Genomic DNA, 23,128 nt, shown 5'->3' with positions numbered 1-23,128 from the left:
CCGCGACGACGGCCAGGTCAAGGCGCGGCATCCGCCTCGAACTGGGCGAGGTGGAGGCCGTACTGGCCGGCGCGCCCGGCGTCCGCGAGGCGGCCGTGGTGGTCCGCGACGACGTGCCCGGCGGCCCGAGGCTGGTCGGCTACGTGACCGCAGCGCGGACCGCCGCACCCGACCCGGCGGCGCTGCGCGAGCACGCCGCCCGTCGACTGCCGGCCGCCGCGGTGCCGGCGGCGGTGCTGGTCCTCGCCGAGCTGCCGGTCACCACCAGCGGCAAGCTGGACCGCAAGCGGCTGCCGGCCCAGCCGCCACCCGCGGGTGCCGGCGGTGGGGAGCCGCCACGCACCCCCACCGAGGCGACGCTCGCCACCACCCTGGGCCGGCCTGCTGGGGGTGGACCGGGTCCAGCCGGGACGACGACTTCTTCGCCCTGGGCGGCCACTCGCTGCTGGCGATCGAGGCGTGCACCCGGGCCGCCGCCGCGCTCGGCCGCCCGGTGCCGGTACGACTGCTGTTCGAGGCGGGCACCCTGGCCGCGCTGGCCGCCCGGCTGGACGACGACGGGCCGGCCGTCGCGGAGCTGCCCGAGGTGCGCCCGGCCGGCGGCCCGGTCACCGAGGTGTCCGCGGCGGAGGCCCGGCTCTGGTTCGCCGACCAGCTCTCCCCCGGCGACCCGGCGTACACGGTGCCGGTGGTGTGCGCATCCGGGGCCGGCTCGACGTGCCCGCCCTCCGCGCGGCGCTGCACGAGCTGGTCGACCGGCACGAGGCGCTGCGCACCACCTTCCCGGCCCCGGACGGGATCCCGGTCCGGCTGGTGTCGCCGGAGGCGGTGGTGCCGTGGGAGCACCACCGCACCGACGACCCCGGCCTGGTCGACGCGCTGGTCGCGGCGGCCGCCGGGCGGGGCTTCCCGCTGGACCGGGGCCCGCTGCTGCACGCCACCCTGGTCAGTTCCGCCCCGGACGAGCACGTGCTGGTACTTGCCTTCCACCACGCCGTGGTGGACGCCGGCTCGGTGCGGGTGCTGCTGGACGAGCTGCGCGACGCGTACCGCCGGACCGGTGACGGGCGGCCGGCGCCGCCGGTGTTGCAGGCCGGGGACTACGCGCACTGGCAGCGCGGCGTCGCCGAACAGGCCGTCGCGACCGGGCTGGCGCACTGGCGGCAGGTCCCGCCGACCTGCCCGCCTGGAGCTCACCTCGACCGGGCGGACCCGGACGACGACAACGCCGGCGCGGTGCACGTGGAGCCGCTGCCCGCCGGCCTGGTCGCCGGGCTCGGCCGGCTCGCCGCGGCCGAGCAGGCCACCGGGTTCGAGGCGCTGCTCGCGGCGTACGGCTGCGTGCTGGGCCGGCACGCGGGCACCGACGACCTGGTGGTGACCGTGCCGGTCTCCGACCGGGAGCGGCCGGATGGCCGGGGTGGTCGGACTGCTGCTCGGCACGGTGGCCGTGCGGCTGCGGCCCGGCGGCGGGTTCCGGGCGACGCTGCGCCGGACCCGGGACGCGCTGCGCGACGCGTACGCGCACCGGCACGTGCCGTTCGACCGGGTGGTCACCGCGCTCGGTCCGGGCGCACCGGACCTCACCCGCTACACGGTCAACCACGACGCCGAGGCGATCGTCCCGGTGACCCTCGCGGACGGGACGACTGTCACGCCGGTGTCGCCGACGGCCGCGTACGCCAAGGCGGAACTGGGCGTGCTGTTCGAGGAGCACGCCGAGGGGCACGTGGCGTCGTTCCTCTACCGGACCGGCCGGCACACGCCCGCACGGATCGCGGCGCTCGCCGCCGACCTGGCCGCGTTCCTGACCGCCGTCGTCGCCGACCCGGACACGTCCGCGCTGCCCGACGTGCGGCAGCCGGCGCCCGTGGACCCGGTGTCCGCCGTGGACCACGGCCGGCCGTCCACGCCGGACGGTCGGCGCACGCTGAGCGGGCTGGTCGTGGCGCAGGCCGCGCACCCCGGACGCCCCGGCGGTGGCCGACGCCCCGGCGGGTCCGTGACGTACCGCGAGCTGGTCGAGGGTGCGACGGAGCTGGCCGGGCGCCTCGCCGGGGCCGGGCTGGGTCGGGGCGACCGGGTCGCGGTACGCGTCCCGCGCGGACCGGCGCTCGCCGTCGCGCTGCTCGGCGTGCTGCGCTCCGGCGCGGCGTACGTGGCGCTCGATCCGGACCAGCCGGCGACCGGCACGCCGCCCTGATGGCCGACAGCGGCTGCGCCGCGCTGCTCGCCGGAGCCGACCTCACCCTCACCGCCGACCCCCGGCCGGCGCGGCCCGGGCCGGAACCCACCCCCGACGACCTCGCCTACGTCGCGTACACCTCGGGCTCCACCGGCCGGCCGAAGGGCGTGCTCACCCCGCACCACGCCGCCGCGAGCTACCTGACCGACTACCTGCTCGCCGAGTGGGCCGTCGGTCCGGGCGACCGGGTGCTGCAACTGGCCTCGGCGTCGTTCGACGCGTCCACCCGCGACCTGTTCGGCCCGCTCGCCGCCGGGGCCACCGTGGTCTTCCTCGACCGGAGCACCGCGCCGACCCGGAGGCGATGCGGGAGGCGGTGGACCGCGCCGGGGTGACCTGCGTGCTCGCCGCCGTCCCGACGGTGCTGCGGGCGCTCACCGCGGCGGCCCGGGCGACCTGGGACGGGGGCGGCGCTGCGTCGTGCTGGTCTCCGGCGAGCCGCTGGACCTGGCCGACGCGGCAGCGGCGACCGCCGCGTTCGCCGGCCGGCCCGGGTGGTCAACCAGTACGGCCCGACCGAGACCACGATGACCGCGACCTGCCACCCGGTGGGCGACAGCGACCCGACGACCGGCCCGGCCCCGCTGGGCGCGCCGATCAGCGGCATCCGGGTGTACGTGGTCGACGCGGACGGCCTACCGGTGCCGCCCGGGGTGACCCGGGGAGATCTGGCTGGGCGGCGACCGGTTGGCGTACGGCTATCACGGGCAGCCGGCCCTGACCGCCCAGCGGTTCGTGCCCGATCCGTGGTCGGACCGACCCGGTGCGCGGCTGTACCGCACCGGTGATCTCGGCGTCCGGCACGCCGACGGCCGGCCTGGAGTTCCGGGCCGGGCCGACGACCAGGTGAAGATCCGGGGGCACCGGATCGAGCCGGGCGAGGTCGAACACGCGCTGCGGGCGCCCCGGGGTGACCGCCGCCGCCGTGGTGGCCGCCGGCACCGCCCCGGAGTTGCGGCTCGTCGCGTTCGTGACGCCGGCCGCCCTGGACACCGACGGGCTCCTGCACGCGCTGCGCGGCCGTCTCCGGCGGCGCTGGTCCCGGCGGCGGTGGTCGCCCGGGACGCCCTGCCGGTCACCGGAAACGGCAAGGTGGACCGGCGGGCGCTCGTCGCGCTCGCCGACGTCCCGACGGCCGGCCGGCCCTGCCACACCGACGCCAACGCCGGGTGGCCGCCGCCTTCACCGAGGTGCTCGGCGACGACCTGGTCGGTCCGGCACCGGTCGGTGCGGACGACGACTTCTTCGCCCGGGGCGGGCACTCGCTGCTCGCCGCCCGGCTGGTCGCCCGGCTCGCCGCCGCGACGGGCCACCGCATCCGCTGCGCGACCTGCTCGCCGCGCCGCGGGTCGCCGACATCGCCGCGTGGCTGGACCGGCAGCCGGCTCCGCCTCCCGTCGCGGCGACCTGGCCCCGGTCACCGCCGAGGTCGCCGTGCCGCAGGACGTGCTGAGCCCGGCCGAGCAGCACCTGCTCGCCGACGCCGGTCACCCGCAGGGCCACGCGTACCACCTGCCGATGACCGTCCACATCAGCGGGCCGCTCGACCAGGTGGCGGTGATCCGGGCGGTCGACGCGCTGGTCGCCCGGCACGCCGGGCTGCGCACCCGCTACCCGACCGTGGCCGGCCGCCCGCTGCGGGTGGTGGACGAGCCGGGCAGCGGGACGCCGGTGCCGGTGGTGCTGCACACCTGCACCGGCCCCGACCCGCTCGCCGAGGCGGTGGCGCTGGCCGAGGCCGACCTGCGCCGACCGTTCGACCTGGCCACCGGGCCGGTGGTCCGCTGCCTGCTGGCCTCCTGCGGGCCACGGGACCACCTGCTCAGCCTGGTGGTGCACCACGTGGTCGCGGACGGCTGGTCGCTGTCGGTGCTCCGCCGCGACCTCGCCGCGCTCCACGCCGCGATCGTCGCCGGCCAGCCACCGCAGCTGCCCCGGGTCACCGGCTTCGCAGGGTACGCCCGGACCCAGGCCCGGGCCGTCGCGGCCGGCGAATTCGATCCCGGCCTGGCCTTCTGGGCGGACCGGCTGCGCGGCGTCGACCCGCTGGAGGTCGCCGCGGACCGGCCGGACGACGGGTCGATGGCCGGGGCGCGGCTGGACTTCACGGTGACCGGGGCGACGGCCGACGGATTGCGCCGGCTGCGCGACGAGACCGGCGGCACCGACTTCATGGTGCTCTTCGCCGCCGTCCAGGCGTGGCTCGGCGCGGCGAGCGGCCAACGGCGCTTCGTGGTGGCGGTCCCGGTCAGCAACCGACCCGACCTGGCGGCCGAGGAGGTCGTCGGGGACTTCGCCAACGTGCTGCCGGTCCCGGTCGACCTGACCGGTACGCCGTCGACCCGGGAGCTGGTCGGCCGGGTGCGGGACACCCTGACGGCGGTCTGGGAGCACCAGGACGTGCCGTACCCGCTGCTGCCGGCGGCGGTCGGCGCGCGGGCGATGTTCGCGGTGCAGAACCTGCCGGCCACGCCGGACCGGGCCGGGCCGTTGACGTTCCGCGAGGTGACCCCGGAGCGCGGGACGAGCCGGTACGACCTGCACGTGCGGCTGACCCCGTCGGCCGACGGCTTCACCGGCTGGCTGGAGTACGCCACCGCCCGGTTCGACCCGACGACCGCGGCGGACCGGCTCGCCGCGCTGCGCGGGATGCTGGACCGGGCCGCCGGTTCCCCGGACACTCCCCTGCTGGAGGACTGACGTGCGCGTCTTCACCATCATCTGGTCCGGGCAGGCGTTGTCCCTGATCGGCTCCACGATGACCACGTTCGGCGTCGGCATCTACGTCTACCTGCAGACCGGGTCGGCGGCGTCGTTCACCACGCTGGTGCTGGCCGGGACACTGCCGGGCATCGTGCTGCTGCCGGTGGCCGGCGCACTGGTCGACCGGTGGGACCGCCGGTGGGCCATGATGGTCAGCGACGCCGGCAGCGCGCTCGCCCCGCTGCTCGCGGTGGTCCTGCTGGCCACCGGTCACCTGCGGCTGTGGCACCTGTACGTGCTCGCGGTGCTGCTGTCGGTCTTCAAGGCGGTGCAGTGGCCGGCGTTCTCCGCCCTGGTGCCGCAGATCGTCACCCGCCGCCAGCTCTCGGTGGCCAACGGCCGGATCGGGGTCGCCGAGGCGGTCGGCGCGGTCGGCGGCGCCCTGCTCGGCGGCGCGCTCTATCCGGTGCTCGGCCTGGTCGGGCTGCTCACCGTCGACGTGGTCACCTTCACCATCGCGGTCCTCACGGTGCTGGTCACCACGCGCATGATCCCGCCGACCCCCGCGCAGACCAGCACGTCGGTGTTCGCCGGGCTGACCGAGGGCTGGCGGTTCATCCGCGCCCGACAGGGACTGTTCGGGCTGCTGCTCTTCTTCGCGGCCAACAACTTCGGCATGCAGACCGTGATCGTGCTGGTGCCGCCGCTGGTGCTGACGCTCGCCTCGCCCGGCGTCTACGGCGTGGTCGAGGCGGTCGGCTGGGCCGGCATGGCGATCGGCAGCGTGGTGGTCAGCGCCGCCCGGGAGCCCCGGCGGAAGGTTGCCACCATCATGGTGGTGGGACTCGTGCACGCCGTGCTGGTACTGGCGATGGGGCTGACGCACAGCGTCTGGGTGGTGACGGCCGGCATGTTCGGCATCCTCGGCGGCTACTCGGTGATCAACGCGGTCACCGCCACGCTCTGGCAGCTCAAGACGCCGACGGAGGTGCAGGGCCGGGTCTTCGCGGTCCGCCGGATGATCTCCTGGTCGTCGCAGCCCTTCGCGTACGCCTGCGCCGGCCTGCTCGCCCAGTACGTGGCCACGCCCCTGGTCACCGGGGACGGTCCGCTCGCCGGCACGGTGGGCCGGGTGACCGGCGACGGTCAGGTCGGCGGCATCGCCCTGCTGTTCCTGGCCTCGGCGGTGCTGCTGCTCGGTACGCAGCTGCTGCTGTGGCTGCGCCCGGCGGTACGCAACGTGGAGACCGACCTGCCGGACCTGGTGGTGACGACGCCGGAGACGGTCGCCGACCGCGACCCGGCGCTGCAGGCGGGCTGACCGGGTGCCGGAGCGTCAGATCCTCGGTGTGCTGGGCGGCATGGGCCCGCTGGCCTCGGCCGCGTTCGTGCAGACCGTGTACCGGCTCAACCCGGCGGCGCGCGAGCAGGACCTGCCGCGGGTGCTGCTCGACTCGATGCCGGCGTTCCCCGACCGGACCGAGGCGATCCGCAGCGGGCGGGACACCGAGCTGGTCCGGCGGCTGGACACGCACCTGCGCCGGCTGGTGGAGGCGGGCGCCGAGGAGGTGGTCGTGGCGTGTTTCACCGCGCACCACTTCCTGCCCCGGCTCGCGCCGGAGCTGCTGCCGCGCGTCCGGTCGCTGATCGACCAGACGGTACACGCGCTGGCCGCCCGCGACGGCCGCTACCTGCTGCTCTGCACCGACGGCACCCGGCAGGCCCGGGTCTTCCCCCGCCACCCGTGCTGGCCGGAGGTGGCCGACCGGGTGGTGTGGCCGGACGACGGCGACCAGCGAGGCGTGCACCGGATGCTGTACCGGATGAAGCAGGGCGGCGCGCTCACCGAGGCGGCCGACCTGGTCTCGGCACTGCGGTCCCGGTACCGCTGCACCGGGGTGATCCTGGGCTGCACCGAGCTGCACCTCGTGGGTGACCGGCTGGTGGAGCGGCTGGGCGGGTCGCAGGTGCTGGACCCGCTGCGCGAGATCGCGTTGTCGCTCTGGACCCGGACCGCGCAGCCGCTGCTCGCGGCGTGACCGTCGGGGCCGGACCAACGCGGTCCCGCGCGCCTGCGCCGGCCGCCGGACCCGGGACGAACGCGCCGATGTCGACCCGCCACGGCGCGCCCAGGGCGGCGGCCGGGTCGTCAGTCGACCGGCACTGCGATCGCGGTGGCGACCAGGCCGTCCGCGACGCCCCACCGGCCGGTGAACCCGGCCGGCACGCCGGGCTCCGGCCGGCACAGCCGGGCGGCGAAGGTGCCGTCGGCGTGCAGCTCGATCTCGGCCTCCACGAAGTCCAGCAGGCGGCGGCCGAGCGGGAACCACGCCTTGTAGAACGCCTCGCCTTGGCGCTCCACAGCAGCCGGTCGGCGGAGACGTCCGGCCGGGCCTGCAGCAGCGCGCCCAGCCGGGCGCGCTCGGCGGGCAACGCGATGGCGGCCAGCACGCCGGCCGGCAGCGGCTCGTTCGGCTCGGCGTCGATGCCGACGGTACGCACGGCGGCGGCCGGGCCAGCGCGGCGGCCCGGTACCCGGCGCAGTGCGTCATGCTGCCCACCACCCCGGCCGGCCAGCACGGTGCGCCCTGCTCACCCGGCAGCACCGGCGCCGGGTCCACGCCGAGCGCCGCCATCGCGGTACGCGCGCACCAGCGGACGGTGGTGAACTCGCGGCGGCGCCGCTCGACGGCCCGGGTGACATGGACGTCCTCCGGCGGCAGCAGGCGCGCCTCCGGCGGGTCGCCGTACGCGTGCGCGGTGACCACCGGCGCGGGCAGCAGCGCGCCGATCACCGCTGCACCAGCCGGTCGCCAGCGCCCAGCGGCACCTCGGTCACGTCGACGGGGCGGCCCCGGCGTCGCCATTCGCGGGGATAGCCCACGGACACCTCGACGAACGGCACCCCGTCGACGGTCATGCTGCGCGGGATGTGCAGGTGGCCGTAGACGACCGCGTCGGCGCGGAACCGGCGGTGCCAGTCGGCGGTGCGCTCGGTGCCGCACCAGATCGCGAACTCCTGGTGCCACAGCGCCCGGGTCGGCTCGCGGACCAGCGGGAAGTGGTTCACCAGCACGGTACGGCGGTCCGGCTCGATGGCCGCCAGCCGGGCCTCGGTGAGTTCGGCCCGTGCCGCGCACCACGCCGCCCGGTCCGGGTACGGGTCGGGGTGCAGCAGGAACTCGTCGGTGCAGACCACCCCGGCCGCGTACGCGCGCTCCATCGCGGCCTCGGCGGTGTCCGCCCCGACGGGCCGGAACGAGTAGTCGTAGAGCACGAACAGGGGCGCCACGGTGACCGGTCCACCGGGGCCGTCCCAGGTCGCGTACGGGTCCTCCGGGGTGAGCACGCCGAGCCGGCGGCACATCTCGACCAGCATCCGGTAGCGCGCCACCCCGCGCGCCTGCACCGGGTCGGTGGTGGGGGTCCACAGTTCATGGTTGCCGGGGGCCCAGATCACCTTGGCGAAGCGGCCCGCCAGCACGCTCAGCGCCCACTCCACCTCGGCGAAGACCTCGCCGACGTCCCCGGCGACCAGCAGCCAGTCGTCGTCGGACCCGGGGCGCAGCCGCTCCACGATCGCGCGGTTCTCCGCGTGGTGCACGTGCAGGTCGCTGATGGCCAGCAGCCGGCCGACGGAGGTCATGCGGACCACCATGGCACCTCCCGGCTGGGGCAAGACCTAGTTGTCCGGTCGTGGAGCCGCCGTCCCGCCGGCAGCGCCGGGATACAGTGACCGGGCGCGGCGGGGGCCCCCGGGGGGCCGTCCGCGTGGTGGGTGTGCGCCAGGTTGACGGTGAGGTGACGGTGACGATGGCCATCGGGAAGATCATTCGGTACAACGAGACCAAGGGGTACGGGTTCATCGCGCCGGACGACGGCGGCGAGGACCTGTTCATCCACGTCAACGACGTGGGTTTCCCGCTCACCGACCGGTGTGTCGGCCAGCGGGTGAGCTATGAGGTGATGGAGGGGCACAAGGGCCTGAAGGCGGCCCGGATCCAGCTGCTGGACCCGCCCGCGGCACCCCGGCGGGCCGCGGTGCCGGCACCGGACGAGGACGACGAGGACTGCGAGGTCCTCTCGGCCGAGGAGTACAGCAGCGAGATCACCGAGGCGCTGATGGAGACCGCGCCGAACCTGACCGGCGCGCAGATCATGAAGATCCGCGAGCGGCTGATCGCCGCCGGGTACCGCCGCGGCTGGGTGGTGAAGGGCTGACCGTCGGGGCGTCCGGGAACCGGCGCGCCGGGCGCGCGGCGCGGTCGGTGACCGCGCCGCGCGGCGGCCGGCTCGCGGCGGGCCCGCGCCTCGATGTAGTCCGCCGCCCGGGGCGGCCCGTCGGCCGCCCGCAGTTCGTCGCGGAGCGCGCCGACACCGGCGCGGACCGCGTCGTCGGCGGCCAGCGCGTCCACCGCGGCGCGCAGCCGGTCGGCGGTGACGGGCTGCCCGGACAGGTCCACGCCGAGGCCCAGCTCCGCCAGGCGGGCGGCGACGATCCGCTGCTCCGGCATGTGCGGCAGGGCGACCACCGGGGTGCCGAAGTACATCGCCTCCATGGCGCTGTTCATGCCGGCGTGCGAGACGAAGACCTCGGCCCGCTCCAGCACGGCCAGTTGCGGCACCCAGGTCAGCAGCTCCACGTTCTCCGGTACCGGGCCGAGCGCGTCCCGGTCGACTCCCTCGCCCACCGCCACCACCGCGTGCCAGCGCGTCCCGGCGAACGCGTCCACGCAGGTGCGCAGCAGGTCGCCGTGGTTGTCGTAGTTGAAGCTGCCCATCGACACCAGCACCACCGGCCGGCCCGGAGCGGGTGGGCTCCACGGTTGGTCGGGCCGGTTGCCGATGCAGGCGCCGACGAAGGCGAACCGGTCGTCGAACGTCTCGTTCGCCGGCTGGAAACGCCGGGGCAGGAACACCAGGTTCGCGTCGTCGGCGGGCGCGGTGAACTCCTCCAGCGTCACGTCGGCCAGGCCGTGCTCGTGCAGCAGCGCGCCCATCTTGACGAAGAAGTCGATGATCGCCGGGTGGGTCCCGTCGATCTCGCCGGCGAACATCGCGCCGATCTGCTGGGTGAGCGAGTAGTGCTCGTTGGAGGCAAAGGTCACGAACATCTCGATCGCCGGCCGCTTCCATTTACGGGCCAGCACCCGCCCCGCGGCGAACGTGCTCACGTCGTAGAGCAGCACGTCCGGCACGTCGTCACCAAGCCCGGCCTCGTAGATCGGCACGGTGGCGATCGCCTCGTCGATGGAGCGGACCGGCTCGTGCGCCATGTACTCGGCGTCGATCCGGTGCAGCAGCTTCCGGGAGGCCAGGGGTGACTCGTACGGCAGCAGCGTCGCGCCGGCGGCGGTGACCAGCGGCGCGAACCGGCTGTTCGTCGCGTACGTCACCCGGTGTCCGCGCCGCACCAGTTCGGCGACGACGGGCAGCGTCGGATTGATGTGTCCGAACGCGGGCAACGGCAGGAACGCCACGTGCAACCTCGACATGACCGGGAGCCTTCCACTTCGGCGTCCCGGCGGCCGCCGGGACGGCGGCAAGTCTGGGGAACTCCCCAGCCAATTCCTGCCCCTGTCCGGAGAGTCTCGGGAAACCACTTGTCTTTGTGGAGAGGCGGGCCCGCGGCGTGCTGAGTTGGTCCGACAACTCCCTCCGATGGAGAGCGAGACGCCGTGAGCCAATCAGCAGAACGCATCGCCGGGCAGGAGCCGCGCAGACCTCTGACGCCCGGTCTGGAGGTCTTCTCCCGGGGCTGGCCCGACCAGGCGCCCGACACGGTCTGCGGGTGGGGATCCAGCGAGCCACACACCCAGCTCGTCCGCAAGGGGCTGACCGGCATCCTGCAGACGTACGGGGTCCGCACGCTGACCGACGCCGGCTGCGGCGACCTCGCGTGGATGAGCACCGTCGACCTGTCCGGCGTGGACTACGTCGGGCACGACGTGCACGAGCGGGAGTCCTGGCCGGAGCTGCGCCGCCGGGGCTACCGCCTCCAGATGCTCGACATCACCACCGAGGACGTCCGCCCGACCGACCTGTTGATCTGTCGGGACGTCTTCATCCACCTGCCCAACGACATGGTGCTGGCCGCCCTGGACCGGTTCCGGGCCTCCTGCCGGCTGTTGCTGACCACCAGCTACACCAGCGACTCGTCGCTGCCCGGGGGCGAGTTCTCCAACCTGGAGCGGATGGCTGCGCCGAGCTTGCGGCATGCGAAGCTCGACCTCACCCGCGCCCCGTTCGGGCTGGGTGAGCCGCTGGAGCGGATCCCGGAGGACTGCCCGAACAAGTACCTGTGCCTGTGGGACATGTCCGCCGCGCCCGCGCCGGGGACGGCGCGATGAGCGGCCCGCTGCGGCTCGCCCACTCCCCCTGCCCGAACGACACGTTCGTGTTCCACGCCTGGACGGCGGGGCTGCTGCCGCAGTGCCCGCCGCCGGAGGTGACGCTCGCCGACATCGACGTCACCAACGGCATGGCCGAGCGGGGCGAACTCGACGTGCTGAAGATCTCCTACGCCGCCCTGCCGTACGTGCTGGACCGCTATGCGCTGCTGCCCACCGGGGGCGCGCTCGGGCACGGCTGCGGACCGCTGCTGCTCACCCGCGAGGAGTGCGCGCCGGCCGACCTCGCCGGCCGCGTGGTGGCCATCCCGACCGAGCACTCCACCGCCTACCTGCTGTTCCGGTTCTGGGCGCGGCAGGCGTGGCCGGGGGCGGACGTACGGACGGTGGTGCTGCCGTTCCACGAGATCATGCCGGCCGTCCGCGACGGCGCGGTCGACGCCGGTCTGGTCATCCACGAGGCCCGGTTCACCTACCACACGTACGGCCTGCACTGCCTGGTCGACCTGGGCCAGGACTGGGAGGGCCGGACCGGCCTGCCGATCCCGCTCGGCGCGATCGTCGGCCGGCGCAGCCTCGGCGCCCGGCGGCTGGCGGAGATCACCGCCGCGATCCGGGCCTCGGTCCGGCACGCCTGGGCCGATCCGGGCGCCTCCCGGGCGTACGTCCGGCAGCACGCGCAGGAGTTGGCGCCGGAGGTGCTGGAGGGCCACATCGGGCTCTACGTCAACCGGTACACCGAGGACCTGGGCGGGTGCGGCCTGGCCGCGGTGCGGACGATGCTCGACCTGGCGGCGGAGGCCGGGCTGGTGCCGCCGGTGCCCCAGGACGCCCTCGACCTGCCGGCACCGGCCGACCCGGTCCCGGCCTGAGCTGCGGGAATGTCACGAACAGGAGGCGCTGTGCCCATCGAGCTGCCAGACCCGACCGGGCGAGCCGGCCTGCGGGTGCTCGCCATCGGGGCGCACCCCGACGACGTCGAGATCGGCGCGGCGGCGCTGGTCACGAAACTGCGCGAGCAGGGCCACGAGGTGTACGTCCTCGTCCTCACCGACGATCCGGCGTGCTGCGACACACGCCGCGCCGAGGCCACCAACGCCGCGGCGGAGATGGGCGTCCCGGCGGACCGGGTCCACTTCGGCGGCGTCGAGCAGGGCTACCTCCGGGGTGACATCGACGAGGTACGGCTGGTCCGGGAACTGATGGCGCGGCTCGACCTGCGGCCGGACGTGGTGGTGACGCACACCTGGGCGGACAGCCACAACGACCACGGCGCGGCGTACCGGATCGCGCACGCGGCCTTCCGCGACTGCGTCTTCCTGCACTACTCCACCCACGTCTCGTCCGAGATCAGCCACTTCCGGCCGACCGTCTTCGTGGAGGTGACCCCGGACCGGCTGCTGGTCAAGGACCGGGCGCTGAAGTGCTACCACTCGCAGGCCTCGCGGATCGGTCGGCACGACCTGACCGCCTACGAGGAGCTGCACGGCCGCCGCGCGCGGTTGGACCGGGCCGAGGCCTTCGAGGTGGGTCTGCAGTACGGGGCGACCGACGCGGCCCGCCGGACCGTCGGCCTCAGCGACTCCCCGTTCCACCGGTTCTGGCTGCCGGCGGTCGGCGACGGCACCGTCACGCTGCTCTACGAGCCGCCCGCCGACGGCGACACCCCGGCGACGTCCCGGCACCGCAACGCCGCTCGGGACGCGCTGCGGCAGGCGTTCGTCGACCTCTGGTCGCCCTATCCGCTGCGGGAGCACTGCGCGGACGCGGACGAGGCGTCGGCCGCCGCCCGGCGGGGCAGTGTCGTCACGGTCGGCGGCCCGGACAGCAACCCGGTGGCCCGGGAGTGCCAGCGCCTCGACGCTCCCGTCTGGACCCTCTCCTCGCCCCGCTGCCTGGAGAACCGGGTGTCCGGGGCCCGGCTGGCCGCGGGAGCGCCCCGGGAGTTCGGGTACGTGGCCCGCCGGGCGAGTCCGTGGGCCGCCGGCGCGACCGTGGTGGGCGTGGCCGGGGTCAGCGACGCGGCGACCCGGGCCGGGATGGAGTTCCTGGCGGACCCGGGCCGGGCACCGGAGGTGGCCCGGATCTTCGACGAGCACCCCTGGGCGCAGGTCGTCTACGGGGTGGAGGCCGGCGAGCTGCGGGTGGTCGACGTGCAGCCGTCGACGGCGGACGGAGGGGACCGGTGACGGAACGGACCCGGCTGGCGCTCGTCACCACGCACGTCTTCGGGATCCGCGCGTACGAGGGGATCTTCTCCTCCGACGCGTACCTGGACGGACTGGTCGAAGTGCCGCTGATGATCGGCATCCCGCCCGAGCGCGGTTCGGCCGCCGTCGGCTACGCGTCGGTCGCCGACCTGGCCCGCGAGCAGGGCGCCGAGTGCGTCCTGACCGAGGACGGCAGCCTGTCGTCGCTGCGCGGCCTGCTCACCGACTGTCGTCCGCACTACCTGCTCGTGGTGGGCTGGTCCCGGCTCATCCACCCGGACGTCCTGGCGGTGCCGAGGACCGTGCACGGCGCGGATCCCGGGCCGGCGGACGGCCGGTACGGGTGCATCGGCATGCACCCGACGAAGCTGCCGACGGGGCGCGGACAGGCACCGATCCCGTGGACGATCATCAAGGGACTGCGCTCCACCGCGCTGAGCGTGTTCTTCCTGGAGCCCGAGGCGGACACCGGCCCGATCATCGCCCAGTACGACCTGCCGGTCCGCCAGCGGGAGTCGGCCGCGTCGCTGTTCTACCGGATGGCGTCGACGCACTTCGAGGCCGGCACGGAACTGGCCGGGCACCTCGCCCGCCGCTCGGTGCCGTCGCGGGTGCAGATCGCGGAGCGGGCGACGCGGTGGCCGAAACGGCGGCCGGCCGACGGGCGCATCGCGCACACCATGCGCTTCTCGGAGATCGAAGGGCTGGTGCGCGGGCTGCTGGGGCCGTATCCGCGGGCGTTCGCCTCGATCGGCGGAACTGATTATCCGGTCGAAGGCGCGTGGCTCGCCGACAATTCCGGCGACGCCGGCTCAACGACCCTGGAACTGGTCACCGCGGACACCATCCGATTCGGTTGCGCCGACGGTGTCGCCATCCTGAAACGGCACCGGTGACCTCACGTCCCCGTACGGGACCGGGCGGAGATCGCGCTCGAACACGGATGTGGTGGCCTTCCGCAGCGGACGAGGCCGCCACCTTCCGGATCGAGCACGATCCCTTCCCGGCGGCACCACGGCACCGCCGGGAGTTCGCGCCTACCGCTTGCTGAGGCTGCGGCCGATCCCGATGCTCCCGACCCCGATACCCAGTGCCAGGACGATGAGGGCCACCGTGTGCCCACCTTCCGACAGGTCGCCGCCCAGCAGCGCGATTATCGCCACGGCAGCCAAGCCGAATCCGACGAGCACCTGGATGAGAGACCCTTTGCGCCGAGCCATCTTCTTCTCCTTCTCGGGGTAGGCAAGAGCCGGCCGGCGATTCTCCGGAGGTGACCCCATCGCCGCCGACAACCGGGCAGCCGAGCAGATCTCATTGATCCGACTCGACCGACTCGACCGAACGTACCAGTACCGGACAACCGAATAGACATTGCGATCCGTGAAACTGTCGCAAAGTCCCAGTCCTGACCCGCGAGCCGTTGACCGCAGTCAATTCCGGTGATAAAGGACCGTCAGCCGGGCACGATCGCCGGCGGCGGCGGTGCCGGCGGCTCACGGTCGGCCAGCAGTTGCGCCAACCGGTCCGCCACCGCGACGGGGCCGCCCGACTCGCGTACCGACCGGCCCAACTGCTGCGCCCGACGTCGGGCGTCGGGGTCTGCGGCGACCGCCTCGACGGCGGCCCGCAGCGTGTCGAGGTCGAGTGCCTCGGGTCGGATCGACCGGCCCACCCCCAGCTCGACGACCTGCCGGGCGATTGCGTACTGGTCGCTCTGCTGGGGCACCACCACGACGGGTACGCCCTCGTACATCGCCTCCATCAGGCTGCCCGTGCCGCCCTGGCAGACGAACGCGGCGGCGTGTCGCAGCACGGCCAGGTGCGGCACCCAGCGGTGCGCCTCCACGTTGGGCGGCAACGGCCCCAGTTCCGCCGGGTCGGTGGACCGGCCGAGGGTCATCACCACGTGCCACGGCGTGCCGGCGAAGGCGCGGGCGCAGCTGCGGAAGAAGTCGGGGCGCTGGTTGACGGTGGTGCCGAGCGAGACCAGCAGCACCGGCCCGGCGCCGGCCGGCGGCGACCACTCACCGGCGAGGTCCGCCGGCCGCAGGCAGGGGCCGGCGAACAGGTAGTCGTCGCCGAAGGTGTCCCCCCGGACCTGGAACGCCCGGGTGACGAACGAGATGTTCAGCGCCGCGTCGTCGCCGCTGGCCGGGCCGCCGTCGAAGAGGTCGGCCGCGCCGGCCGCCGCGACCCGGCCGGTCAGCTCCGCGACCAGCTCGGCCAGCCTCGGGTCGGTCGGGTCGACCGGCTCCGACTCCGGCTCCGGCTCGGTGCCGTTCAGCGGCACCTGACCGTTCGTGCCGAACCCGGCGTAGGTACGGACCGTCGGCACCCCGTACCGGCGGCCGAGGGCGACGGCGACGTCCGAGGCGAGTGCGTCGTGCACGACCAGGTCGGGCGGGTCCGCCTCGGCACACGCCAGCGCCGCCTCCAGCGGCGCGAAGCTCTCCCGGAGGAACTCGACCAGCATCGTGGTCGCGCTCGGTGGCGGCGACAGCGACGCCGGAAACGTCGACCGGTAGGGCACGACCCGCGCGCCGGTCTCCCGGGCCACGTCGGCGAGCCGGTCGGCGACCAGATAGCTGACCCGGTGGCCGCGCCGCAGGAGTTCCTCCACCATGGCCAGGGTCGCCTTGAGATGGCTGAACGCCGGGAAGGTCAACCAGACCACGTGTCGCGGCGGGGGGTCCTGGTCGGGGTCAGGCAGGGACACGGTCACCTCCGGGCTGTCCCGCCCGGGTCACGGCGGACGGGGTGGAGTCGGCCTGCCGGACGATCGCCCCGAGCAGCGACGCCTGGCCGACGATGGCGTCGCGGTAGCGGTCCTGTCGGGTCGGGTCGGCGCACGCCTCGGCGAAGCCGTCCACCATCCGCAGGAACTGGTCGGCGGCGGGCAGGCGGTGCTCGGTAACGGTTTCCGCCCGGTGCAACCGGACCACCGGGCGGGTCCCCGGCGGCGGGGTGAACGCCCAGTCCACCTCGATCCGGCCGGTACTGCCCCAGACCGCACACGTGTTGCGGTAGGCGTGCGCGAGGCCGAAGTCGCACTGCGCGGTGACCCCGACGGAGTCGGCCAGCAGCGCGGATCCGGAGATGTCGACCCCGGTACCGGGGTCGTGGCGCAGCCGCGCGCCGACCACCTCGACGTCCGGCCCGAGCAGCGAGCCGGCCAGGCGTACCGGATAGCAGCCGGTCTCCCGCAGGGCACCACCGGCGAGTTCCCGGCGGTAGCGGATAAGCGCCGGATCGGCCTGCGGCACGCCGAACGACGCACTGACGGTCCGTACCTCGCCGATCGCGCCCTCGGCGATCCGGTCCCGCACCCAGCCGTGCTGCGGGTGGTCGAGGAAGGCGAAGTTCTCCACCAGCGCCAGGCCGGCGGTCCGGGCCGTGTCGGCCAGCCGTACGGCGGCAGCGGCGTCCACGGTCAGCGACTTCTCCACCAGCACGTGCTTGCCGGCGCGCAGCGCGGCGTCCGCCCACTCCTCGTGCAGCGCGTTCGGCAGCGCCACGTAGACCGCCTGGACGTCGTCGCGCGCCAGCAGCCGCTGGTAGCCGGTCACCGCCACGCCGCCGAACCGGTCGGCGAACGCGCCGGCCTTCTCCGGCGTACGGCTGGCCACGGCGACCAGCCGCAGCCGGTCACAGGCCACGATCGCCGGCACGGTACGCCGCCAGGCGATGTCGGCGGCGCCGAGCACACCGACGCCGATCGGCACCCGGTCCGTCATGATGGCTTCCTCCGTCGGACGTCGTCCGTGAAGTCGCGGTGAGTCACGGCGGTCAGCGGTGCCGGGTGACGAACTCGCGGATCGAGGCGACCATGTAGTCGGCCATCTCGATCGTGATCCCCGGGTACACACCGATCCAGAAGGTACGCTCGGTGACGATGTCGCTGTTGGTCAGCTCACCGCTGATCCGGTAGTTCTGGTCCTGGTAGGCCGGGTGCCGCACCAGGTTCCCGGCGAACAGCAACCGGGTGCCGATCTTACGGGCGTTGAGGAAGTCCACCAGTTCGGCGCGGCTGAAGCCGGCCTCCTCGGTGAGCGTGATGACGAACCCGAACCAGCTCGGGTCGCTGCCCGGCGTCGGCTCGGGCAGCAGCAGGCCGGGCAGGCCGTCGAGGCCCTCGCGCAGCCGCCGCCAGTTGCGCTTACGGGCGGCCACGAAGTCGTCCAGCTTGGTCAGCTGGCTCAGCCCCAGCGCCGCCTGGCTGTCGGTGGCCTTCAGGTTGTACCCGACGTGGGAGAAGATGTACTTGTGGTCGTAGCCGTGCGGCAGGTCACCCAGCTGGTACGAGTAGCGCTTCAGGCACTTGTTGTCCTCCCCCGGCTCGCACCAGCAGTCCCGCCCCCAGTCCCGCATCGACTCGACGATCCGGGCCAGCTCCAGGCTGTTGGTCAGCACACAGCCGCCCTCTCCGGTGGTCAGGTGATGCGCCGGATAGAAGCTCACCGTCGAGAAGTCGCCGAAGGTGCCGGCGTTGCGGCCCTGGTAGGTGGAGAGCACGGCGTCACAGGTGTCCTCGATGAGGAACAGCCCGTGCGCGCGGGCCAGCTCCGCCACCTCGGCCGCCGGGAACGGGTTGCCCAGCGTGTGCGCCATCATGATGGCCCGTGTCCGGGGCGACAGCGCCGCCTCGATCCGCTCCACTGTGGTGTTGTAGGTGGGTAGGTCCACGTCGATGAAGACCGGCACCATCCCGCACTGCACGATCGGGTTCACCGTGGTCGGGAACCCGGCGGCCACCGTGATCACCTCGTCGCCCGGCCGCAGCCGGCGGTCCCCCAGCTCGGGGGCGGCCAGCGAGGCCAGCGCCAGCAGATTGGCCGACGATCCGGAGTTGGTCAGGTGGGCCTTGCGCACCCCCATCGTCCGCGCGAACAGCCGCTCGAAGCGCAGCGCCGCCGCACCGGAGGCGATCCGCAGGTGCAGGGCCTGCTCCACCAGCGCCACCCGGTCGTCCTCGTCGAGCACCGCGCCGGACGGCAGGATCGGCGTCACCCCCGGTACGAACTCCTGTTCCGTCGACGCCTGATCACGGTGCAGTTTGCGCACCTGCTCAAGGATCGAGCGTACGGCCGCGTCAGCCATGGGTATCTCCGTCCAGTACGAGGTTCGAGGTGGATGTGCCCGTCCCGTCGCCCGGGCCGGACGTTCCGGCCGCGACACCGACCGGCGGTGAAACGGTGTCCCAGACGGCCTGCAGCGCCTCGGTCAGCGTGCGGCGTGGCGACCAGCCGAGGGCCCGCCGGGCCAGTCCGATGTCCAGTGGCAGGTCGCCGGTGCCGCTGTGCCGTCGTACGGCCGGCGGCGGGACCCGCACGATCGTGGCGGTCGATCCGGCGATGCGGATCAGCTCGTCCACGGCGTCGGTCAACCGCACCCCGACGCCACCGCCGACGTTGACGACGGGCGGCACGGTCGGCGCCGCCGCCGCGTGGCACACCGCGTCGGCGACGTCCCGGACGTCGACGATGTCCCGGGTTCCGGCCACCGGAGGCAGGCGGAGTTCGGCCGGCTGGCCGGCGAGCTGGTGGGCGATCCCGCCGAACAGCCCGGACCGCGGCGCGAAGGGGCCCAGCGCCAGGCTGAGCCGCAGCACGACCGCGTCCACGCGGCCCTGGGCGACGGCCCGGGTGACCAGCCGGGTACCGGCCAGCTTCGTTTGCCCGTACCGGCTGGTCGGGTGGCCCTCCAGGTGCTCCGAGAGGGTGCGCCCGCCGGGCTGGTCGCCGTACTCGTAGGCGGAACCGAGGTGCACCAGGCGGGCCGGTCGGGGCAGCGCGGCGACCGCCGCCACGATCCGGCCGACCAGCGTCACGTTGCCCACGGTCAGCTCGTCGTCGGTGACGGCCCAGAGCGCGCCGGCCGCGTTGACCACCAGCGTCGGCCGCAGCTCGGCGAGCGTGGCGAACAGCTCACCGCCGCTGGCCGCGACCAGGTCCAGGTGCCGGGTCGGCCACGGCGCGGGCACGGCGGACCGCCGGGCCAGGCCGGTCACCCGCCAACCGGCGGCATGCAGCGTCGCGCAGACGGTACGACCGATGAAGCCAGCCGCACCGAGCACCACCGCGGTCGGCGGCCCGAGCTCTACGGGACCAGCTGCGCGCATGGGGGCCCTTCCGGCTGCTGGGACGAGGGAGTTTGTCGGGGCGGGCACCGGGTCGGCGGCGGCCACACCTGCCGCCACTATCCACGCGGCCGACCGGGGCGGGCCGTCCAGCGGCCGAACTCTGGGTGTTTTCCCGGACTCCGGCGGCATCGGTCGGCGAAGCCCGCAACCGCCGACCACCCTGAGCGTGGACCGGATCGCCACCCGTCAGGAGTGCCACCGTGCGCGTGCTGTTCGCCACCGTGCCAGAGAAGTCCCACCTGTTCTGCCTGACGCCCGTCGCGTGGGCGATGCGGGCGGCCGGGCACGAGGTCCGGGTGGCCAGTTGCGTCGAGTTCGTCGACGTCATCGCCCGGACCGGGATGACAGCGGTGGCCGTCGGCAGCAACGACGGGATCAGCGCGGCGATGAGCGCCAACCGGGAGACCCAGCAGTGGGACACGGTCAACTGGAGCGACCTGTCCCCGGAGCGGCCCGACCACCGGCAGGAGGTCGACCGCGCGCAGCTCGGCGCGTACGGGTGCGCAATGTACAACGAACCGATGTTCGACGACCTGGTGGCGTTCGCCCGCTCCTGGCAACCGGACCTGGTGGTCTGGGACCCGCTGACCTACGCCGGGCCGATCGCCGCCGGGGCGGTGGGTGCGGCGCAGGTGCGGTCGCTCTGCTTCGCGGACGTGTGGGTGAAGAAGCGCCAACTGCTGCGCGAGCTGAACGCGCAACTGCCGGAGCAGGAGCGGGCGGACCCGCTGGCCTCCTGGCTGACCGCGCGGGCGGCGGAGTACGGCGGTACGTTCACCGAGGAGCTCACCACCGGTCAGCTCACCCTCGACCCGCTGCCGGCGAGCCTCGCCGTCGACACCGGCGTGCCGAGCACGCCGATCCGGTTCGTGCCGTACAACGGTCCCGCCGTGGTGCCGGACTGGCTGCGGCACGCACCGGAGCGACCCCGGGTCTGCCTGAGCCTCGGCGCCTCGAACACCGAGCGGTACGGCGGCGACTACGTCTCCAAGGCCGACATCCTGGAAGCGCTGTCCGAGCTCGACGCCGAGGTGGTCGCCGCGCTGCTACCCGCCCAGGTCGCCGAACTCGGTTCGCTGCCCGGCAACGTCCGGGTGGTGGAGTCGGTGCCGCTGCACGCGCTACTGCCCACCTGCTCGGTGCTGATCCACCACGGTGGCTTCGGCAGCTACGCCAACGCGCTGGTCTACGGCGTACCGCAGCTGACCGTGACCACCCCGGTGGCCGACCAGCTCTATCGCGGCGCCGGCCTGCGGGAGCAGGGCGCCGGGCTGCTGCTGGAGAGTGGCAGCGCCGGCGCGGACGATGTACGGCGGGCCACGGCGCGGCTGCTGGACGAGCCGGCCTTCGCCGACCACGCAGCCCGGCTGCGCGACGAGGTGATGGCCCGCCCGGCCCCGTCCGACGTGGTGCCGGTGCTGGAGAAGCTGGTGGCGGAACGCCGGACGGCGCCCTGGCCGCACTGACCGGCCCGGTCGGGGTACGCCGTCAGCGCTGCCCGACGCCCGCCTCGTGCGCGATCAGGCCGGCCTGCGTCCGGTTGGCGCAGCCGAGCTTCTCCAGCACCCGCGACACGTACCCCTTGATGGTCGCCTCGGACAGGTGCAGCCGGGCCGCGATCCGCGCGTTGGACAGCCCCTCGCCGAGGCAGCCGAGCACCTCGACCTCCCGCTCGGTCAGCGTGCTGATCTGCTGCCGGGCCCGGTCGCGCGCGGAGCGGCTGTCGGTGGAGGCGGTGACCAGCCGGCGGGCGGCGGCCGGCGACAGCACGGTGTGCCCGTCGGCGGCGACCCGCACCAGCCCGATCAGGCTCTCCGGCGGGGTGGACTTGACCAGGAACCCGGCCGCGCCGAGGCGCAGCGCCCGCAGCACGTACTGGTCGGCGTCGAAGGTGGTCAGCACGACGATCGGCGGCGCGTCGGGGCGGGCGTTGATCCGCTCGATGGCGGTCAGCCCGTCCACGCCCGGCATCCGCAGGTCCATCAGCACCAGGTCGGGCCGGCTGCGGGCCACCGCCTCGACCGCCGCCGCGCCGTCGTGCGCCTGGTCGACGACCTCGATGTCGTCCGCCGAGCCGAGGATCCGGCTGAGGAAGACGCAGACCATCGGCTCGTCGTCGACGACCAGCACCCGGATCACGCGCCCACCGCCGATTCGGCCGTCGGCACGTACGCGGGAAGGACCGCCTCCAGGCGGAACCCGCCGTCCGGCGCGGGCCCGGCGCGCAGCGTGCCGTGCACCAGCTCGATGCGTTGCCGCAGGGTGACGATGCCCAGGCCGGAACCGCTCCCGACCAGGGCCGCGCTGGGCCGGCCGGTGGGCGGGGTGTTGTGCACGTCGATCCGCAGGTGCGCCTCCTCGTAGCGCAGCCGCACGGTCACCCGTGCGCCCGGCGCGTGCTTGCGCACGTTGGTCAGCGCCTCCCGCACGATCCGGTACGCCGTGCGCCCCACCACCGGTGACGCGAGCGACCGGTCACCGGACTCCACCAGCTCGACCGGTACGCCGACCGCGGTCGACTCGGCGACCAGCGTGGCGAGCCCGTCCGCCGTCGGGGTGGTGTCCTCCTCCGGGGCCCGCCGCAGGATGCCCACCAGGTCCCGCAGCTCGTCGAGCGCCTGGCAACCGGCGGCCCGCAGGTCCTCGGCGGCCTGCCGGGTCGCCTCGTCCGTCGCGGTCATCCGCAGCGCGCCGGCCTGGAGCACCATCAGGCTCACCCGGTGGGTTACCACGTCGTGCATCTCCCCCGCCAACCGCGCCCGCTCCTCGTCGCGGGCCTGCTCGGCGAGGAGGTGCCGTTCCCGTTCGGCCCGTTCCGCCCGCTCGGTCAGCGCCAGCACCAGCCGGCGGCGGGCGTCGAGATAGAGCGCCAGCAGCGGCCCGACGGCGGTCCGCAGCACCGCCAGCGTGATGATCGTGGCCGACGGCTCCCACGGCCGGGCGACGACGAAGGTCAGCAGCCCCAACGCGACGTACGCGACCCGCCGGTCCCGGCTGTGGAACGGCGGCCCGTACGCGGCGACCACGGTCGCGAAGGGCGCCCACACGTTGCCGGCCGAGGCCGGCGTCAGGGCGTGCGCCGGCGAGATCAGCAGCGTGACCACGAGGGTGAACAGGCCGAGCACGACGACCACGGTCAGCGGCGCCCGGCGGCGCAGCACCAGCGAGGAGCAGGCCAACGCCTGCGCGCCGAGCAGCCCCCAGGCCAGCGGACCCGGCCGCTCCGGCCACCAGCTCCCGCCGGCCAGGGTGGTGCCGGTGTCCAGCAGCACGAAGACCACGGCGAGGGCCACGTCGATGACGACCCGGTGCCGGTGGTGCCACGGTGCCTCCGTCATGCCTAGACGGTAGGGCATCCGCCACCGGCGGCGAACCGGCCGCGCACCTGCGTCGGTGCCGCAACCGACGAAAGTCGTACGCCTGCGCCGGCGGCCCCACCTTCGTCGGGGCGGAACCCGACTGCACACCCTGGCGCCGGACC

General features: G+C 74.4%; 21 protein-coding genes and 6 pseudogenes. 16 read left to right on the top strand and 11 right to left on the bottom strand.

What is annotated here, in order from left to right:
- Nucleotides 1–50 precede the first annotated feature (50 nt).
- The 10 genes and pseudogenes from MRQ36_RS34670 to MRQ36_RS25100 form a co-directional block, all read left to right on the top strand.
- Nucleotides 51–215: pseudogene (locus MRQ36_RS34670) on the top strand (hypothetical protein); the annotation flags it as partial.
- A 203-nt stretch (nucleotides 216–418) separates the two neighbouring features.
- Nucleotides 419–538, top strand: a pseudogene (locus MRQ36_RS34665) (phosphopantetheine-binding protein); the annotation flags it as partial.
- Between the two features lie 155 nt (nucleotides 539–693).
- Nucleotides 694–1,353: pseudogene (locus MRQ36_RS34660) on the top strand (condensation domain-containing protein); the annotation flags it as partial.
- Between the two features lie 58 nt (nucleotides 1,354–1,411).
- Nucleotides 1,412–2,203, top strand: a complete 792-nt coding sequence (locus MRQ36_RS25120; RefSeq protein ID WP_242799219.1) for an AMP-binding protein — start codon at nucleotides 1,412–1,414, stop codon at nucleotides 2,201–2,203.
- The gene (locus MRQ36_RS25115) at nucleotides 2,203–2,580 is read left to right on the top strand and encodes an AMP-binding protein (protein ID WP_242799218.1); all 378 of its coding nucleotides are present in this window, start codon (nucleotides 2,203–2,205) and stop codon (nucleotides 2,578–2,580) included. Before MRQ36_RS25120 ends, MRQ36_RS25115 begins: the two co-directional genes overlap by 1 nt.
- Before the next feature lie 159 nt (nucleotides 2,581–2,739).
- Nucleotides 2,740–3,033, top strand: coding sequence for an AMP-binding protein (locus tag MRQ36_RS34655; RefSeq protein WP_374250714.1), 294 nt, complete (start codon nucleotides 2,740–2,742; stop codon nucleotides 3,031–3,033).
- Between the two features lie 381 nt (nucleotides 3,034–3,414).
- Nucleotides 3,415–3,552, top strand: a pseudogene (locus MRQ36_RS34650) (phosphopantetheine-binding protein); the annotation flags it as partial.
- A 58-nt stretch (nucleotides 3,553–3,610) separates the two neighbouring features.
- A complete protein-coding gene (locus MRQ36_RS25110) occupies nucleotides 3,611–4,945 on the top strand; it encodes a condensation domain-containing protein (protein WP_242799217.1) in 1,335 nt (444 codons plus the stop codon).
- A gap of 1 nt (nucleotide 4,946) precedes the next feature.
- The gene (locus MRQ36_RS25105; RefSeq protein WP_242799216.1) at nucleotides 4,947–6,269 is read left to right on the top strand and encodes an MFS transporter; all 1,323 of its coding nucleotides are present in this window, start codon (nucleotides 4,947–4,949) and stop codon (nucleotides 6,267–6,269) included.
- Nucleotides 6,270–6,273: 4 nt separating this feature from the next.
- Nucleotides 6,274–6,987 carry an aspartate/glutamate racemase family protein gene (locus tag MRQ36_RS25100; protein WP_242799215.1) on the top strand — a complete coding sequence of 238 codons (714 nt, stop codon included), beginning with the start codon at nucleotides 6,274–6,276 and terminating at the stop codon, nucleotides 6,985–6,987.
- A gap of 110 nt (nucleotides 6,988–7,097) precedes the next feature.
- Here the strand turns inward: MRQ36_RS25100 and MRQ36_RS25095 are convergent, their stop codons facing one another.
- The 3 genes and pseudogenes from MRQ36_RS25095 to MRQ36_RS25085 form a co-directional block, all read right to left on the bottom strand.
- Entirely contained in the window at nucleotides 7,098–7,310 is a 213-nt protein-coding gene (locus MRQ36_RS25095) for a hypothetical protein (protein WP_242799214.1), read from the bottom strand.
- A gap of 211 nt (nucleotides 7,311–7,521) precedes the next feature.
- Nucleotides 7,522–7,815 (bottom strand): annotated as a pseudogene (locus MRQ36_RS25090) (hypothetical protein); the annotation flags it as partial.
- On the bottom strand, nucleotides 7,740–8,594 hold the full coding sequence (locus tag MRQ36_RS25085; RefSeq protein ID WP_242799213.1) for a metallophosphoesterase: 855 nt from the start codon (nucleotides 8,592–8,594) through the stop codon (nucleotides 7,740–7,742). The pseudogene MRQ36_RS25090 and the gene MRQ36_RS25085, both read right to left, overlap by 76 nt.
- A gap of 167 nt (nucleotides 8,595–8,761) precedes the next feature.
- On the opposite strand from MRQ36_RS25085, the pseudogene MRQ36_RS34645 reads away from it, so the two are divergent.
- Nucleotides 8,762–8,896, top strand: a pseudogene (locus tag MRQ36_RS34645) (cold-shock protein); the annotation flags it as partial.
- A gap of 8 nt (nucleotides 8,897–8,904) precedes the next feature.
- Here MRQ36_RS34645 and MRQ36_RS25080 read toward each other — a convergent pair.
- Complete coding sequence (locus tag MRQ36_RS25080) at nucleotides 8,905–10,443, bottom strand: macrolide family glycosyltransferase (RefSeq protein WP_242799212.1); 1,539 nt, start codon at nucleotides 10,441–10,443, stop codon at nucleotides 8,905–8,907.
- 183 nt (nucleotides 10,444–10,626) lie between these two features.
- Here MRQ36_RS25080 and MRQ36_RS25075 point away from each other — a divergent pair, with 183 nt between their 5' ends.
- From MRQ36_RS25075 to MRQ36_RS25060, 4 genes are read left to right on the top strand one after another with little or no spacing between them, the layout of a single operon-like run.
- Nucleotides 10,627–11,298, top strand: a complete 672-nt coding sequence (locus MRQ36_RS25075; RefSeq protein WP_242799211.1) for a hypothetical protein — start codon at nucleotides 10,627–10,629, stop codon at nucleotides 11,296–11,298.
- Nucleotides 11,295–12,170 carry a 1,4-dihydroxy-6-naphthoate synthase gene (locus MRQ36_RS25070; RefSeq protein ID WP_242799210.1) on the top strand — a complete coding sequence of 292 codons (876 nt, stop codon included), beginning with the start codon at nucleotides 11,295–11,297 and terminating at the stop codon, nucleotides 12,168–12,170. The genes MRQ36_RS25075 and MRQ36_RS25070 overlap by 4 nt, the downstream gene beginning before the upstream one ends.
- Before the next feature lie 30 nt (nucleotides 12,171–12,200).
- Nucleotides 12,201–13,487: a PIG-L deacetylase family protein gene (locus tag MRQ36_RS25065; RefSeq protein ID WP_242799209.1), complete on the top strand. Its 1,287-nt coding sequence runs from the start codon at nucleotides 12,201–12,203 to the stop codon at nucleotides 13,485–13,487.
- The gene (locus MRQ36_RS25060) at nucleotides 13,484–14,404 is read left to right on the top strand and encodes a formyltransferase family protein (protein WP_242799208.1); all 921 of its coding nucleotides are present in this window, start codon (nucleotides 13,484–13,486) and stop codon (nucleotides 14,402–14,404) included. The genes MRQ36_RS25065 and MRQ36_RS25060 overlap by 4 nt, the downstream gene beginning before the upstream one ends.
- Nucleotides 14,405–14,545: 141 nt before the next feature.
- On the opposite strand, the gene MRQ36_RS25055 is transcribed toward MRQ36_RS25060, so the two are convergent.
- The 5 genes from MRQ36_RS25055 to MRQ36_RS25035 form a co-directional block, all read right to left on the bottom strand.
- A complete protein-coding gene (locus tag MRQ36_RS25055) occupies nucleotides 14,546–14,728 on the bottom strand; it encodes a hypothetical protein (protein ID WP_242799207.1) in 183 nt (60 codons plus the stop codon).
- A gap of 233 nt (nucleotides 14,729–14,961) precedes the next feature.
- Nucleotides 14,962–16,224, bottom strand: a complete 1,263-nt coding sequence (locus MRQ36_RS25050; RefSeq protein WP_242799206.1) for a macrolide family glycosyltransferase — start codon at nucleotides 16,222–16,224, stop codon at nucleotides 14,962–14,964.
- On the bottom strand, nucleotides 16,211–17,242 hold the full coding sequence (locus MRQ36_RS25045; protein WP_242799205.1) for a Gfo/Idh/MocA family protein: 1,032 nt from the start codon (nucleotides 17,240–17,242) through the stop codon (nucleotides 16,211–16,213). Before MRQ36_RS25045 ends, MRQ36_RS25050 begins: the two co-directional genes overlap by 14 nt.
- 52 nt (nucleotides 17,243–17,294) lie before the next feature.
- Nucleotides 17,295–18,605: a lipopolysaccharide biosynthesis protein RfbH gene (rfbH, locus tag MRQ36_RS25040; RefSeq protein WP_242799204.1), complete on the bottom strand. Its 1,311-nt coding sequence runs from the start codon at nucleotides 18,603–18,605 to the stop codon at nucleotides 17,295–17,297.
- Nucleotides 18,598–19,626: an NAD(P)-dependent oxidoreductase gene (locus MRQ36_RS25035; protein WP_242799203.1), complete on the bottom strand. Its 1,029-nt coding sequence runs from the start codon at nucleotides 19,624–19,626 to the stop codon at nucleotides 18,598–18,600. The genes rfbH and MRQ36_RS25035 overlap by 8 nt, the downstream gene beginning before the upstream one ends.
- Before the next feature lie 221 nt (nucleotides 19,627–19,847).
- Here MRQ36_RS25035 and MRQ36_RS25030 point away from each other — a divergent pair, with 221 nt between their 5' ends.
- The gene (locus MRQ36_RS25030) at nucleotides 19,848–21,113 is read left to right on the top strand and encodes an activator-dependent family glycosyltransferase (RefSeq protein WP_242799202.1); all 1,266 of its coding nucleotides are present in this window, start codon (nucleotides 19,848–19,850) and stop codon (nucleotides 21,111–21,113) included.
- Nucleotides 21,114–21,135: 22 nt separating this feature from the next.
- Here the strand turns inward: MRQ36_RS25030 and MRQ36_RS25025 are convergent, their stop codons facing one another.
- A complete protein-coding gene (locus tag MRQ36_RS25025) occupies nucleotides 21,136–21,786 on the bottom strand; it encodes a response regulator transcription factor (RefSeq protein WP_242799201.1) in 651 nt (216 codons plus the stop codon).
- Nucleotides 21,783–22,985 carry a sensor histidine kinase gene (locus MRQ36_RS25020; RefSeq protein ID WP_242799200.1) on the bottom strand — a complete coding sequence of 401 codons (1,203 nt, stop codon included), beginning with the start codon at nucleotides 22,983–22,985 and terminating at the stop codon, nucleotides 21,783–21,785. Before MRQ36_RS25020 ends, MRQ36_RS25025 begins: the two co-directional genes overlap by 4 nt.
- Between the last annotated feature and the right edge of the window lie 143 nt (nucleotides 22,986–23,128).

It is taken from the genome of Micromonospora sp. R77, assembly GCF_022747945.1.
Lineage (GTDB): Bacteria > Actinomycetota > Actinomycetes > Mycobacteriales > Micromonosporaceae > Micromonospora.
Note: the sequence above shows the minus strand (reverse complement) of the source record. Positions and strands in the feature narration are given on the sequence as shown.

Bases quoted from the DNA above. Each gene is read 5' to 3' on its own strand.
- MRQ36_RS25120 (WP_242799219.1), top strand. From the start codon at position 1,412: ATGGCCGGGGTGGTCGGACTGCTGCTCGGCACGGTGGCCGTGCGGCTG.
- MRQ36_RS25115 (WP_242799218.1), top strand. From the start codon at position 2,203: ATGGCCGACAGCGGCTGCGCCGCGCTGCTCGCCGGAGCCGACCTCACC.
- MRQ36_RS25085 (WP_242799213.1), bottom strand. From the start codon at position 8,594: ATGACCTCCGTCGGCCGGCTGCTGGCCATCAGCGACCTGCACGTGCAC.
- MRQ36_RS25080 (WP_242799212.1), bottom strand. From the start codon at position 10,443: ATGTCGAGGTTGCACGTGGCGTTCCTGCCGTTGCCCGCGTTCGGACAC.
- MRQ36_RS25070 (WP_242799210.1), top strand. From the start codon at position 11,295: ATGAGCGGCCCGCTGCGGCTCGCCCACTCCCCCTGCCCGAACGACACG.
- MRQ36_RS25055 (WP_242799207.1), bottom strand. From the start codon at position 14,728: ATGGCTCGGCGCAAAGGGTCTCTCATCCAGGTGCTCGTCGGATTCGGC.
- MRQ36_RS25045 (WP_242799205.1), bottom strand. From the start codon at position 17,242: ATGACGGACCGGGTGCCGATCGGCGTCGGTGTGCTCGGCGCCGCCGAC.
- rfbH (WP_242799204.1), bottom strand. From the start codon at position 18,605: ATGGCTGACGCGGCCGTACGCTCGATCCTTGAGCAGGTGCGCAAACTG.
- MRQ36_RS25035 (WP_242799203.1), bottom strand. From the start codon at position 19,626: ATGCGCGCAGCTGGTCCCGTAGAGCTCGGGCCGCCGACCGCGGTGGTG.
- MRQ36_RS25020 (WP_242799200.1), bottom strand. From the start codon at position 22,985: ATGACGGAGGCACCGTGGCACCACCGGCACCGGGTCGTCATCGACGTG.